Here is a 13,189-nt window from a genome sequence, read left to right on the forward strand (position 1 = left end):
GGATGGTGTCGTGAACCGCTCAATGATAGGGCCTTGTTGCGAATGCTTCGCAAGAGCGGGTATGTCACAGCTGGCCGCCCCCGGCTCCCCCTGGCGGGAGATCTCGCCGCGCCCCCGGCGGAAAATATGGGACATTGGATGACGAACATGAACAGACTGGAGGAGTCGGCCATGCCCCCCGTGATTCATGAACAGGCCGAGGCCTGGCTCGTCAATGACACCCCCGACCTCCCGGCAGTACCGGTCGACCTGCTGTACGACGCCGACGTCGACCCGCGCACCGTCCATGTCGCCTTCCCCGGCGGCACCGACTGGGCCTTCAGCCGCGACCTGCTGGAGCGCGGACTGCGCTCCCCCGCCGAACGCGGCGGCGTCCGGGTGTGGCCGTGCGGCCGGACCCAGCTGGTCGTGGAGCTCCGCTCGAAGGAGGGCGTGGAGGTGGTGCAGTTCGACAACGCGCCGCTGATCCGTTTTCTGCACCGCACCCACGGCGAGAACGCCCCCGGCCCCGCGCGCGTGACCCGTATGGACGCATGACGCATCCGCATGACAGAAGCCCCCGTGCCGCTCGCACAGGGGCTTCCGTCATCGCCCCGGTTCCCCGTCCCCACAGGTAACCGGCGCATCCGGGGCCGCGCTCCGCTCAGGCGCGGGCCCCGGAGGCTCCACGGTTCAGACGCGGGTCAGCTCGCGCTCACCCCCGGCGTCACCGCCGCGTCCGTCACCGCCGCGTCCGTCACCGCCGAAGCCGCCTCCGCCGGTGCCGCCTTCGGACGTCTCGCCGAGCTGCTTGCGCAGCCCCTCGCCCTCCACGTCCACGTTCGGCAGGAGCCGGTCCAGCCAGCGCGGCAGCCACCAGGCGCGCTTGCCGAGCAGGGCGAGGACCGCGGGCACGATCGCCATCCGGACGACGAACGCGTCGAAGAAGACGGCGATGGCGAGCGAGAAGCCGATCATCTTGATCATCGTCTCGCTGGAGCCGATGAACCCGGCGAAGACCGCCATCATGATCACGGCCGCGGCGGTGACGACGCGGGCGCCGTGCTGGAAGCCGGTGACGATCGCCTGCGGGGCCTTCTCCCCGTGGACGTACGCCTCCCGCATCCGGGTCACGAGGAAGACCTCGTAGTCCATGGCCAGACCGAAGACCACGCCCACCATGAAGATCGGCATCATGGACATGATCGGGCCGGTCTGTTCCACGCCGAAGAGCGAGCCGAGCCAGCCCCACTGGAAGACCGCGACGACCGCGCCCAGGGCCGCGACGACCGAGAGCAGGAAGCCGAGGGCCGCCTTCAGCGGCACCAGCACCGACCGGAAGACCAGCATCAGCAGCAGGAAGGCCAGGCCGACGACGAGCGCCAGGTACGGCAGCAGCGCGTCGTTCATCTTCTGCGAGAAGTCGATGTTCATCGCCGTGGAGCCGGTGACCAGAACCTCGGCGCCGGTGCCGGACTTGATGTCCTTGCCGGTGTCTCGGATCGCGTGGACCACGTTCTCGGTCTCGGTGGAGCTCGGCCGGTCCTTCGGGACGACGGTGATCATCGCGGTGTCGCCGGCCTTGTTGAACTGGGCCGGGGAGACGGCGACGACGCCCGGGATGCCGGAGATCTCGTCGGAGACCTGCTTGGCCGCGGTCTTGCCGTCGGAGCTGTTCGCGGTGTCGACGACAACCATCAGCGGCCCGTTGAAGCCGGGGCCGAAGCCGTCGGAGAGCAGGTCGTAGGCGCGCCGCTGGGTGGTGCTGGTGGGCTGGGAGCCGTCGTCCGGCAGACCCATCTCCAGGGAGGCGGCCGGTACGGCGATGACACCGAGGCCGATGACACCGGCCAGCAGCACCCAGACCGGCTTGCGCAGCACGAACCGCGCCCAGCGGGTGCCCATGTTCGGCTTCGGCTCGGGCCGGCTCTCCGCCCCGGACCGGCTCTCCGCCGCAGCGGCCTTGCGCGCCTTGCGTCCCATGACCCGCTTGCCCGCGAAGCCCAGCAGCGCCGGAACCAGGGTGAGCGCGATGAGGACGGCGATCGCGACCGTGCCGGCCGCGGCGAAGCCCATCTTCGACAGCATCGGGATGTTCACGACGGCGAGGCCGACCAGCGCGATCACGACGGTGAGACCGGCGAAGACGACCGCGGAACCGGCCGTGCCGACGGCCCGTCCGGCCGCTTCCTCGCGCTCCCGGCCCTCGGCCAGCTCGGCGCGGTAGCGGGAGACGATGAACAGCGCGTAGTCGATGCCGACCGCGAGGCCGATCATCATCGCGAGGGTGGAGGTGGTGGAGCCCAGGTCGAGCACGTTCGCCAGGGCCGTGATCGTCGAGACGCCGATGCCGACCCCGATCAGGGCGGTGAGCAGCGGCAACCCGGCGGCGATCAGCGAACCGAAGGTGATGACGAGCACCACCGCGGCGATCGCGACGCCGATGATCTCGGTGGCCCCGGTCTCCGGCATCACCTGGAGCGCGTCACCGCCGATCTCCACGGTCATCCCGCTCTTCTGCGCCGCGTGGCCCGCGTCCACCAGGGCGCTGCGGGTCGCGTCGGTCAGCTCCATCGAGTTGACCTTGTAGGACACGGAGACGTACGCCGTGGAGCCGTCCTTGCTGACGGCGTTGCCGGTGTACGGGTCGGTGACGGAGGCGATCTGGTCCGAGCCGGACTTCAGCTCGCCCGCGAGCTTGTTCACCTCGGCCTTGTTCGCCGGGTCCGTCATCTTCTGGCCGTCGGGGGCCTTGAAGACGACCCGTGCGGTCGCGCCGTCGGCGCTGGCGTCGGGGAAGCGCTGTTCCAGCAGGTCGAAGGCCCTCTGAGCCTCCGTACCCGGGATCGAGAAGGAACTGGAGGTGGCGGTGGACGCGGAAGCCGCGCCGAATCCGGCGAGTGCCAGCAGTGCCACCCAGATCAGGGCGACATAGCGGCGGCGCCGGAAGGCGAGCCGTCCGAGCTTGTAGAGGAATGTGGCCACGGAGTCGTACTCCCGGTCAGGTCGTGTGAGTGGAAAAGGGCGTGAGGAACCAGCCCGACGACGAGAGCGGCGTGTCAGGTGGAGCTTGGGGAGGGGGCCGTACGAAGGAGACGGGTCGCGCTGAACGGACCTGCCGCGCGAAGGGGTCAGACGCCGAGAGCGGGGAGGATCACGGAGTCGACGTAGTCGGTGAGGAACGCCTGGTCGACGGGGCGGTTCTCGACCAGCTGCCGAGCGGTGAAGGCACCGATCAGCATGTGCGATACATATTTCAGCGCCGGATGGTCCGGACGCAGTTCACCCCGGTCCACAGCTCGGCGCAGCAGCGTGTCGAGGCCGGTCATCTCCGGCTCGATCAGCAGCTCGCGCAGGGCCTGGAGCAGATCGGGATTGTCGTGGACGGCACGGCTCAGGCCCCGCATCAGCGCGGAGTCCTTCTCCATCTGGCAGTCGTCGCTGCGGCTCAGCACGGCGTGGAAGTCGCCGCGCAGCGATCCGGTGTCGACCTCCGCGAGGGAGACCGGCTTGTTGTGCCGCAGGGCCCTGACGACCAGCTCGGGCTTGCTCCCCCACTGGCGGTAGAGGGTGGCTTTGCTGGAACGGGTACGGGCGGCGACGGCGTCCATGGTCAGGGCGTCGTAGCCGACTTCGCGGAGCAGGTCGAGCACGGCGGCGTACAGCTCGCTCTCACGCTCGGGCGTGAGCCGGGTGCGTGCCATGGGTCGACCTCCTGTTCGCCGTTCTGTCCGCAACTCTCGCACAGCGAGTCAATCGAACGAAACTGTTTCGTACACTTCGACGTTACCCCGCCACCCAGCGAAACGAAAACGTTTCGCTTGTGTTCCGCACCACAAGTTGCCGGGGCCCCCGCACGCGGAAAGCATTGAAGAGTGAGTGACGACGTCGCGTATCTCCGATTCCCGCACCTCCACGACGATCTGCTCTGCTTCGCCGCCGAGGACGACCTCTGGGTCGCTCCCCTCGCGCCGGAGGGGCAGCGGCCGGGCCGCGCGTGGCGGGTGACCGTCGACCGGACCAGAGTCAGCCACCCGCGGTTCTCCCCCGACGGGAGCCGTATCGCCTACACGACCTGGCGCAGCCTCGACCCCGAGATCCACCTCGCACCGGTCGAGGGGGGCCCGGCAAGGCGGCTCACCTACTGGGGGTCGACGGACGCCCGGGTCTGCGGCTGGACCCCCGATCCGGGGGACGCCGCCCAGATCCTCGCCGTGTCCTCGCACAACCAGCCGTTCGCGCACATCTCCTGGGCCTACACCCTCCCCACGGACGGCAGCCCCGGCGGCAAGCTGCCCTGGGGGCCGGTCTCCGACATCGCGGTCGCCGACATCGACGGCGAGCGCCGCACCCTGCTGCTCACCGGCAAGCCGCCGCACGAACCGGCCGCGTGGAAGCGGTACCGGGGCGGTGCGATGGGGCGGCTGTGGCTGCACGGCCGGCGGCTGCTCCCGGACATCGGCGGGCATCTCGACTCACCCATGTTCGTCGGCGACCGGATCGCGTTCCTCTCCGATCACGAGGGCGTCGGCAATCTGTACTCCTGCCGGCCCGACGGCACCGATCTGCGCCGCCACACGGACCACGACGCCTTCTACGCCCGGCACGCCTCCAGCGACGGGCGCCGGGTCGTCTACCAGTGCACGGGCGATGTGTGGCTGGTGGACGACCTGACGTCGCCGGACGCGGTGCCGCGGAAGCTGGAGGTACGGCTCGGCGGGCCGCGCGTCGGACGGCGTACGCACCAGGTGCCGGCCGCCAGCAACATCGACGCGCTGTCCGTGGACGAGACGGGCCGGGCCAGCGCCGTCTCCGTACGCGGCAGCCTGTACTGGCTCACCCACCGCGACGGCCCCGCCCGGACGATCGCCGACACCCCGGGCGTCCGGGTCCGGCTGCCCGAGATGCTCGGCAGCGGCGGCCAGGTCGTCTACGTCACGGACGCCGACGGCGAGGACGCGATCGAGATCGCCTTCCTGCCGCGCGCCAGCGGTGACCGCGCTCCGCGCCGGCTGGCCTCCGGGCAGATCGGCAGGGTCCACGAACTGGCCTCCGACCCGGACGGCGAGCGCCTGGCGATCGCGACGAACGACGGGCGGCTGCTGCTCCTGGACACGGACGAGGAGACGTCCACGGGGGAGCCCGTGGAACTGATCCGCTCCATCAACGGCCCGGTCCGCGACATGGCGTTCTCGCCGGACGGCGCCTGGCTGACCTGGTCGCACCCCGGGATCGGCCGTTCCCTGCGCCAGATCAAACTGGCCCGCATCCTGGGGACGGGATCGCCGGTGATCGTCGATGTCACCAACGGCCGCTTCGAGGACGAGAATCCCGTCTTCACGGGCGACGGACGCTACCTCGCCTTCCTCTCCTGGCGCGGTTTCGACCCGGTGTACGACGTCCACACCGGGGACCTCTCCTTCCCGCTGGGCTGCCGCCCGTACCTGGTGCCGCTCTCCTCGGCGACGCCCTCCCCGTTCGCCCTGTCGCCGGAGGGGCGCCCGGCGGCGGGCGGTCTCGACCCGGCCGACGACGTACCCGATGTCGGTACGGGAGAGGGGCCGTCGACGGTCACGGTCGAGTTCGAGGGGCTGGAGAACCGGGTGACGCCGTTCCCGGTCTCCGCGTCGAAGTACTCGGCACTTCATCCGGTGAGCGGCGGCGGGCTCGTCTGGCTGCGCTGGCCGATCTCCGGCGCGCTCGGTGAGACGTTCGCGAACCCGGCGGACATGTCGGGCCGCCCCACGCTCGAACACTTCAACATCTCCAAGGCCAGGAAGACCGAACTCGTCGGCCACCTGGACTGGTTCGCGGTCAGTGGCGACGCGACGCGGCTGGTCGTCATGGACGAGGGCGAGCTGCGCGCCGTCCCCGCCACCGAGATCGGTGACAGCGACTCGACGGTCTACCTCGACCTGCGCCGCATCCTGCACGAGGTCGACCCGGCGGCGGAGTGGCGGCAGGCCTACGAAGAGGGCGGCCGCATCATCCGCTCGTACTTCTGGGAACCGGACATGTGCGGCATCGACTGGGACGGCGTGCTCGACCAGTACCGCCCGCTGGTCGAACGGGTCGCCTCCCCCGACGAGTTCGCCGATCTGATGCGTGAGGTCCTGGGCGAACTGGGCACCTCGCACGCGTACGTCGCACCGGCCCGCCGCAACGAGGGCCCGCCGCACTACCAGCGGGCGATCGGGCTGCTCGGCGCGAACCTGGTGTGCCGGGACGGCGACTGGACGATCCGGCGCATCCTGCCCGGTGACTCCTCCGACTCCAAGGCCCGTTCCCCGCTGGCCGGTACGGGCATCCGGGAGGGCTCGGTCCTCACCCATGTCGACGGCCGCCCCGTCGACCCGGTGGCGGGCCCGTACCCCCTCCTCTCCGCGGCGGGCGGCACCACGGTCGAACTGACCTTCCGCCCGCCCGGCAACGAAGGCCCTTCCCGCCGCGTCGCGATCATCCCCCTGGTCGACGAACGCCCCCTGCGCTACCAGGACTGGGTGGCCAAACGCCGTGAGGTCGTACGGGAGTTGAGCGGCGGCAAGTGCGGGTATCTGCACATCCCCGACATGGGCGGCTCCGGCTGGGCGCAGTTCAACCGGGACCTGCGCATGGAGGTCTCCCGCCCGGCACTGATCGTCGACGTACGCGGCAACGCGGGCGGCCACATCAGCGAGTTGGTGGTCGAGAAGCTCACCCGGACCATCCTCGGCTGGGACCTGACCCGCAACGCCCAGCCGGTGTCGTACGCGTCCAACGCGCCCCGGGGTCCGGTGGTCGCCCTGGCCGACGAGGCGACGTCCTCCGACGGCGACATGATCACCGCCGTGTTCCGGCTGCTGAAACTGGGCCCGGTGGTGGGCCAGCGGACCTGGGGCGGCGTGGTCGGCATGACCGGCCGGCACCGGCTGGGCGACGGCACGGTGATCACGGTGCCGATGAACGCGGCCTGGTTCGACACGTACGGCTGGTCGGTCGAGAACTACGGTGTCGAACCGGACCTGGAGGCCCTGCGCACCCCGCTCGACTGGGCCGAAGGCCGGTACGCGGTACTCGACGACGCGGTGCGGGTGGCCCTGGACCTGCTGGCCGCGCACCCTGCGGCGACCCCGCCGACGTACGACTCGGTACCGGACCGTCGGCGTCCCCCCTTGCCGCCACGGTAGAAGGCCCCCGCGACGGCTCACCGCTCGGCGCTCAGCGCGTCGGCCCGGCTCCGGATCCGCCGAGGCCCGCCGGTTCGTACACCGGCGGGCCCCACCGGGCAGGCGCCCGCAGTTCGCACCACACCGTCTTCCCGTACGACCCCTGCTCGACGCCCCACCGCAGCGTCAACGCGTCCACGAGCGACAGGCCCCGCCCCGACTCGTCGCCGCTCGCCGCAGTGCGCAACACCGGCCAGGCGCACGGCGCGGGATCGCTCAGCTCGACGCGGATACGGCCAACGCACGTACCGCTGCCCCGGAGCGTGACCGGGGTCCCCTCACCGAGATGCACGATCACATTGGTCAGCAACTCACCGACGCAGAGCAGCAGATCGGGCGAATCCGCCCCCCGCACCGCTCCCGCAAGGTGTGCCGCATCTCCGGTACGGCCTTCGGCACGGCAAGCAGATCCACCGTGAGCGGCAGCGGGCTCATCCACCGGCCGCCGCGTGCACATCGCCGACCTGGTACGGCGCAGCCGCATCGTTACGCAGATCCTGCCGTGGAACGGCCCAACCCGCCCCTTCACCGAACTGTCGCTCTTCCTCATGAACTTCGACGACGAGCCACCTCTGCTCTACACCGAGGGTCCCTACCACGGCCAGACCATCGACGATCCGTCCCTCGTGGTGCAGTACCGCAAGGCATACGATCGGCTGAGGGCCGCCGCCTTGCCGCCAGAGGTGTCCCTCGCCCTGATCGAGAAGGCGGCTGAGGAGTACCGGCATGACCAGCAGCGATCTTGATCTCCGCGCCGCTACCTGGCGCAAGAGCAGCTACAGCAACACCTCCGGCGGCGACTGCCTCGAAGTCGCGGACGGCCTCCCCGGCGTCGTCCCCGTCCGCGACTCCAAGCGCCCCGAAGGACCGGCGCTCGTCATCACCGCGTCCGCCTGGACACCGTTCGTCGAGGCCGTCAAGGCGGACTGACCGCCGCGCCGTTCGCCGCCGGGTAGGTGGGCGTCCCACCACGCGAGGGAACGGAACGCGGGCGGGCGGGCGGGCGGCGGATCGCCTTCGCGTACTTCCTCGCCCCCCACCCCCACCACCACCGGCCGGCTCAACGCCCGGCCGTGATCCTCATTCGGCAGGAGCAACGACGTGCACCAGCTCACGTACGACGACATCAAGGCAGCCACTGACCGGATCGCCGGACACATCCGCCCGGTCACCGTCGCCCCCGTCGACCCGGGAACGATCCGCGCAGCTCAGGGCGGCCTCCTCGACGCCCGGTCCGAGGAGCCCTGCGAGGTCTGGTTCGCGCTGGAGTTCATGCAGCACACCGGCTCCTTCAAGGCGCGCGGCGCGCAGAACTTCGTCCAGGCCCACCGCGAAGCCGGCACCCTGCCGGACGCGGGCGTGACCATCACCTCCGGCGGGAACGCCGGGCTCGCCTGCGCATGGGCGGCCCGGCAGCAGGGCGTGCGCGCCACGGTGTTCGTGCCGACCGTCGCCCCGGCGGTGAAGGTGGCCCGGCTCCGCGACCTCGGGGCGGACGTGCGAGTGGTCGGCGCGGAGTACGCCGAAGCCCTGGAAGCGTGTGCGGAGTTCGCCGTCTCGTCCGGCGCGCTCGCCGCGCACGCCTACGACCACCCGCTGATCGCCGCCGGGGCCGGCACCCTGCTGGAGGAGATCCATGCCCGGATCCCCGGTCTGGACACCGTGGTGGTCTCGGTCGGCGGGGGCGGCCTGTTCGCCGGCGTCGCCACCGCCGCTCAGCACCACGGAATCCGCACGGTCGCCGTCGAGCCGGAGAACTGCCGGGCGCTGAACGCCGCCATCGAGGCCGGTCGCCCGGTCGACGTCCCCGTCGACTCGGTCGCCATCGACGCCCTCGGCGCCCGCCGCGCCACCGCGCTGGCCCTGCACGCCGCCCGCCGGGACGACGTCCGCTCCGTGCTGGTACCGGACGGCGAAATCGTCCGCGCCCGCCAGGAGTTGTGGGACCACCGCCGCGTCGCCGTCGAGCACGCCGCCGCCACCGCACTGGCAGCGCTCACCGCCCCGGACCTTCCGGCCGGGCCGACAACGCCGAGCCACGGCTACCGGCCGGGCAGCGGCGAGCGGGTCGCCGTCGTGCTGTGCGGGGCGAACACCGACCCGAGCGACCTGGTGCACCCGGCCGAGAACTGATATCCGGTGGCCGGCCAGGACTTGCCGCGCTGGGCGGCGACGGCCGAAAGCCCCGGTCCACGCCACGTGAAAGGGGCGCACCCGGAGACCCGGGCACGCCCCTCACAGACAACGCGCAGTGTCGCGAATCGCGTCAGCGGTCGAAGCGCTCGCGGGTGTCGTCCGCAGCGTCCCGGACCCTGTCACGGCCTTGCTGGGCCTTGTCACGGCCCTGCTGCGCCTTGTCACGGCCCTGCTGCGACGTCTTCGAGGCCCGCTCGGACGCGCCCTGCGTCCGCTCCCGGCCCGATTCCTTGCCCTCGCTCGCCTTGTGCTTCGCCTGGTCGGCGAGCTCCTGCGCCTTGTCCTTGAACTGGTCTGCGATACCCATGCTGTTTACTCCTAGTGAGTGCTTGGGGGACGGTCCGTAAGGACCTCGACCAGACTGACACGCTCGGACATTCATCGCATTTCGATCACTTACGCTGCGTACGCACCGCCCGCGCGTCCCGGTCCGCCGCCCCTCCCGCGCCCACGAGCCCCTTGCTCACGCCCTCCAGCCGCGGCCCGAACCGTCGCATCTCCCGCTGCCCGACGACCCCGATGACCGTCGGGAGGCAGCCCCGTACGGACTGCATCCCGCGCAGCCACCACTGCGCGTACACATGCGCGGAGCGCCGCTCGATACCGGCCACGATCCGGTCGACCGCCGGGCCCAGCGGATACGTACGGTTCGACGGCCAGGGCAGCCGCTGCCGCAGTTCCCGCATGACGTCGTCCTGGTCCGCGCCCCGCACCATGTCCGTGTCGGTCCAGGACAGATAGCCGACCCCGACCTTCACCCCGCGGTAGCCGACCTCGGCCCGCAGACTGTGCGCGAACGCCTCCACACCCGACTTGGACGCGCAGTACGCGGTCATCATCGGCGCCGGCGTGATCGCCGCGAGCGAGGCGATCTGCAGGAAGTAGCCGCGGCTCTCCATGAGTACGGGCAGGAACGCCCGCCCCGTCACCGCGCCACCGATCAGATTGACCTCGATGACCCGGCGCCACGCGTCCGGGTCCGAGTCGACGAACGGGCCGCCCGAAGCGACCCCGGCGTTGGCAACGACGATGTCGATCTTCCCGAACCGCTGCTTGACCTCCTCGGCGACGCGGGCCATCGCCTCATGGTCGGTGACGTCCGCAAACCAGTGGTCGCTCTCCGAATGCAGCCGCTCGGAGACCTTCTTCAGCTCGTCCGGCTCCAGGCCGACCAGCGCGAGCCTGGCGCCGCGCGCCGAGAGCTTGCGTGCCAGCAGTTCACCCACGCCACGCGCCGCGCCCGTGACGACGACGACCTGTCCTTCGAGACTCCGCCGGTCGCTCATACGACATCCTCCTTCTCGGCCGTACCGTCCACACCGTCCACACCGTCCGTACTGCCCGCGCCGCCCGCACTGCACGCGCCGCCCGCCGGGACATACGCGGTGACGAGCTCCCGGATCTTCGCGGTGACCGCCTCGGGCGCCTCCACCGGTGTCATGTGCCCCATGCCCGCCAGTTCGGTGAGGCCCAGGCAGTCGGGGAGCGCCGCCGCGATCGCGCGGGCGTGCACGGGCGGCGTCAGCCGGTCCTGCGTACCCGCGATCACCGCCGTGGGCACCCGCAACTCCCGTACCCCGGCGTCGAGATCGAGCTCCGCGAGGACGTGCCCCCAGGCGACCCTGGCCACCCGCGGACACGCGTGCACGATCCGGGCGCAGGTCTCGACCCGTTCCGGAGCCGAGCCCGCTCCCATCGTGCCGTACTTGAGTATCCGCCTGGAGACCGGTGTGACCGGCCCCAGCGGGGCCCGCGCCCCGAGAATCGCGCGGGTCATCCGGGTCCGGACGGCCCCGGCCCGCAACGGCACCACCAGCGACTCGGCGATCAGCCGCGAACTACCGGTGCTGCACAGCAGGACGGCCGCCGCGTGTGCCCGCAGCCCGGCCCGCCGCGCGGCGGCCATCATCGTCATGCCGCCCATGGAGTGCCCGGCGAGCACGGCCTTCTCGCCCGGTGCGAGGGTGGCGGACAGCACCGCTTCGAGGTCGTCGGCGAGGGCGTCCGTGCTGTACCCCTCGCGGCCGGCCGCGGGTGAACGGCCGTGGCCCCGCTGGTCGTAGGCGACGACCCGGTGGTCCACCGCCAGGTCCCGGATCTGCGCGGCCCAGAAGTGGGTGTTGCAGGTCCAGCCATGCGCGAGGACCACCGCGGGGGCGCCGTCCGGCCCGTGCACCTCGACGTGGATCCGGGCGCCGTCGGCGGAGAGCGCGGTCAGTTCGCGCGCGGGGACCGGCGGGGCGTCGTCCCACCGCAGCAGCCGGCTCATCCCACGACCTCCTCGGCGACCGGCCGCTCGGCGGCAGCGGCCCGCTTCGGTATCCGCACGATCTCGTACTCCGCGAGGTCGACCGACCGCGTCGCCTTACGGAATTCGGCGGTGGTGCCCGGCCACACCGTGGTGTTGCGCCCGTTGACGTCCAGGTACCAGCTGGTGCAGCCGCCGGTGTTCCACACGGTGCGCTTCATCCGGTCCTGGACGCGACGGTTCCAGGCGTTGACCGCCGAGGGCCGCGCGTCGAGTGCGACTCGGCCGCCCAGCACGTTCAACTGGCGCAGGTAGTCGGCCATGTAGTTCAGCTGGGACTCGATCATCAGGATCATCGAGGAGTTCCCGAGCCCCGTGTTGGGGCCGATGATCGTCATCCAGTTGGGGAAGCCGGCCGCGCTCGCACCGCGCAACGCCTGCATACCGCCCTTCCAGGACTCGGCGAGCGTGCCGCCTTCCGTGCCCACCACCCGGTCGGCGATCGGCATGTCGGTCACGTGGAAGCCGGTGCCGAAGATGATCGCGTCGACCTCGGTCTCCGTACCGTCACAGGCGACGGCCGTGGAGCCGCGCACCTCGGCCAGACCGGAGGCGACCACGTCCACGTTGGGCTGCGCGAGCGCCGGGTAGTAGGCACTGGAGAGCAGGATGCGCTTGCAGCCGATGCGGTACGAGGGGGTCAGCCTGGCCCGCAGCGCCGGGTCCTTGATGGACCGGGCCATGTTGGACTTGGCTATCTTCTCGACCAGGCCCAGCTCGTTCGGATGCTTGGTGAAGGCGCTGACCTGCAACTCCCGTATGCCCCACAGCAGTCCGCGGCGCGCGGTGCCGGTGACGGGGAGCGTGCGGTGCAGCCAGCGCTCGGCGCCGCTGATCCTGCGGTCCATGCGGGGCATGACCCACGGCGGGGTGCGCTGGAAGAGCGTCAGCCTGGCGGCCTTCGGCTGGATCGAGGGCACGATCTGGATCGCGGAGGCGCCGGTGCCGATCACCGCGACGCGCTTGCCGGTCAGGTCGTAGTCGTGGTCCCAGCGGGCCGAGTGGAAGACCCTGCCGGGGAAGCCGTCGAGCCCGGGGATGTCCGGCATCTTCGGGTCGGAGAGCGGGCCGGTCGCCGAGACGACGACATCGGCGGTGAACGTGACCCCGTTACCGGTCCCGATGACCCAGTGGAGCTCGTCGCGGTCCCAACTCATCTTCATGACTTCATGGTTGAGCCTGATGTGCGGACGCAGCCCGAAGGTGTCCGCGACATGCTCCAGATAGGCGCGGATGTGTTCCTGCCCGGAGAAGGTGCGCGGCCACTCGGGGTTGGGCGCGAACGAGAACGAGTAGAGGTGGGACGGTACGTCGCAGGCGCAGCCCGGATAGCTGTTGTCGCGCCAGGTGCCGCCGACGGAGCCGGCCCGTTCCAGGACGACGAAGTCCGTGATGCCTTCGCGGCGCAGCCGGACCGCGGCCCCGAGGCCCCCGAATCCGGATCCGATCACCGCCACTCGTACGTGCTCGTGCTGGGCCATGCTGCCGCCTCCCGCGGTAC

At 71.1% G+C, this 13,189-nt stretch carries 12 protein-coding genes; 5 read left to right on the forward strand and 7 right to left on the reverse strand.

Features of this window, described 5'->3' with window-relative positions; genetic code table 11:
• Positions 1-171 precede the first annotated feature (171 nt).
• Positions 172-537, forward strand: coding sequence for an SsgA family sporulation/cell division regulator (locus tag ACFVV1_RS06980; RefSeq protein WP_389985624.1), 366 nt, complete (start codon positions 172-174; stop codon positions 535-537).
• Between the two features lie 135 nt (positions 538-672).
• Here the strand turns inward: ACFVV1_RS06980 and ACFVV1_RS06985 are convergent, their stop codons facing one another.
• A complete protein-coding gene (locus tag ACFVV1_RS06985) occupies positions 673-2,964 on the reverse strand; it encodes an MMPL family transporter (protein ID WP_389985627.1) in 2,292 nt (763 codons plus the stop codon).
• 146 nt (positions 2,965-3,110) lie between these two features.
• Positions 3,111-3,683, reverse strand: coding sequence for a TetR/AcrR family transcriptional regulator (locus ACFVV1_RS06990; protein ID WP_389985630.1), 573 nt, complete (start codon positions 3,681-3,683; stop codon positions 3,111-3,113).
• Between the two features lie 171 nt (positions 3,684-3,854).
• Between ACFVV1_RS06990 and ACFVV1_RS06995 the strand changes: the two genes are divergently transcribed.
• Positions 3,855-7,145, forward strand: a complete 3,291-nt coding sequence (locus tag ACFVV1_RS06995) for a S41 family peptidase (RefSeq protein ID WP_389985633.1) — start codon at positions 3,855-3,857, stop codon at positions 7,143-7,145.
• 31 nt (positions 7,146-7,176) lie between these two features.
• On the opposite strand, the gene ACFVV1_RS07000 is transcribed toward ACFVV1_RS06995, so the two are convergent.
• Positions 7,177-7,539 (reverse strand): ATP-binding protein, encoded by a 363-nt coding sequence (locus ACFVV1_RS07000; RefSeq protein WP_389985636.1) that lies wholly within the window; start codon positions 7,537-7,539, stop codon positions 7,177-7,179.
• 94 nt (positions 7,540-7,633) lie between these two features.
• On the opposite strand from ACFVV1_RS07000, the gene ACFVV1_RS07005 reads away from it, so the two are divergent.
• The 3 genes from ACFVV1_RS07005 (at position 7,634) to ACFVV1_RS07015 (ending at position 9,317) form a co-directional block, all read left to right on the forward strand.
• Positions 7,634-7,930: a Scr1 family TA system antitoxin-like transcriptional regulator gene (locus ACFVV1_RS07005; protein ID WP_389985639.1), complete on the forward strand. Its 297-nt coding sequence runs from the start codon at positions 7,634-7,636 to the stop codon at positions 7,928-7,930.
• Positions 7,911-8,114, forward strand: coding sequence for a DUF397 domain-containing protein (locus ACFVV1_RS07010; RefSeq protein WP_389985642.1), 204 nt, complete (start codon positions 7,911-7,913; stop codon positions 8,112-8,114). The genes ACFVV1_RS07005 and ACFVV1_RS07010 overlap by 20 nt, the downstream gene beginning before the upstream one ends.
• Positions 8,115-8,285: 171 nt before the next feature.
• A complete protein-coding gene (locus tag ACFVV1_RS07015) occupies positions 8,286-9,317 on the forward strand; it encodes a threonine/serine dehydratase (protein WP_389985646.1) in 1,032 nt (343 codons plus the stop codon).
• A 133-nt stretch (positions 9,318-9,450) separates the two neighbouring features.
• On the opposite strand, the gene ACFVV1_RS07020 is transcribed toward ACFVV1_RS07015, so the two are convergent.
• From ACFVV1_RS07020 to ACFVV1_RS07035, 4 genes are all read right to left on the reverse strand, one after another.
• The gene (locus tag ACFVV1_RS07020; protein WP_389985649.1) at positions 9,451-9,687 is read right to left on the reverse strand and encodes a hypothetical protein; all 237 of its coding nucleotides are present in this window, start codon (positions 9,685-9,687) and stop codon (positions 9,451-9,453) included.
• An 85-nt stretch (positions 9,688-9,772) separates the two neighbouring features.
• The gene (locus ACFVV1_RS07025; RefSeq protein ID WP_389985652.1) at positions 9,773-10,666 is read right to left on the reverse strand and encodes an SDR family oxidoreductase; all 894 of its coding nucleotides are present in this window, start codon (positions 10,664-10,666) and stop codon (positions 9,773-9,775) included.
• On the reverse strand, positions 10,663-11,649 hold the full coding sequence (locus tag ACFVV1_RS07030) for an alpha/beta fold hydrolase (protein WP_389985655.1): 987 nt from the start codon (positions 11,647-11,649) through the stop codon (positions 10,663-10,665). The genes ACFVV1_RS07025 and ACFVV1_RS07030 overlap by 4 nt, the downstream gene beginning before the upstream one ends.
• Positions 11,646-13,169 (reverse strand): flavin-containing monooxygenase, encoded by a 1,524-nt coding sequence (locus ACFVV1_RS07035; RefSeq protein ID WP_389985658.1) that lies wholly within the window; start codon positions 13,167-13,169, stop codon positions 11,646-11,648. The genes ACFVV1_RS07030 and ACFVV1_RS07035 overlap by 4 nt, the downstream gene beginning before the upstream one ends.
• Between the last annotated feature and the right edge of the window lie 20 nt (positions 13,170-13,189).

It is taken from the genome of Streptomyces sp. NPDC058092 (assembly GCF_042884935.1).
Lineage (GTDB): Bacteria > Actinomycetota > Actinomycetes > Streptomycetales > Streptomycetaceae > Streptomyces.

Excerpts from the sequence above, each read along its gene's own strand:
- ACFVV1_RS06980 (WP_389985624.1), top strand. The coding sequence starts at position 172 with ATGCCCCCCGTGATTCATGAACAGGCCGAGGCCTGGCTCGTCAATGAC.
- ACFVV1_RS07010 (WP_389985642.1), top strand. The coding sequence starts at position 7,911 with ATGACCAGCAGCGATCTTGATCTCCGCGCCGCTACCTGGCGCAAGAGC.
- ACFVV1_RS07020 (WP_389985649.1), bottom strand. The coding sequence starts at position 9,687 with ATGGGTATCGCAGACCAGTTCAAGGACAAGGCGCAGGAGCTCGCCGAC.
- ACFVV1_RS07025 (WP_389985652.1), bottom strand. The coding sequence starts at position 10,666 with ATGAGCGACCGGCGGAGTCTCGAAGGACAGGTCGTCGTCGTCACGGGC.
- ACFVV1_RS07030 (WP_389985655.1), bottom strand. The coding sequence starts at position 11,649 with ATGAGCCGGCTGCTGCGGTGGGACGACGCCCCGCCGGTCCCCGCGCGC.
- ACFVV1_RS07035 (WP_389985658.1), bottom strand. The coding sequence starts at position 13,169 with ATGGCCCAGCACGAGCACGTACGAGTGGCGGTGATCGGATCCGGATTC.
- ACFVV1_RS06990 (WP_389985630.1), bottom strand. The coding sequence starts at position 3,683 with ATGGCACGCACCCGGCTCACGCCCGAGCGTGAGAGCGAGCTGTACGCC.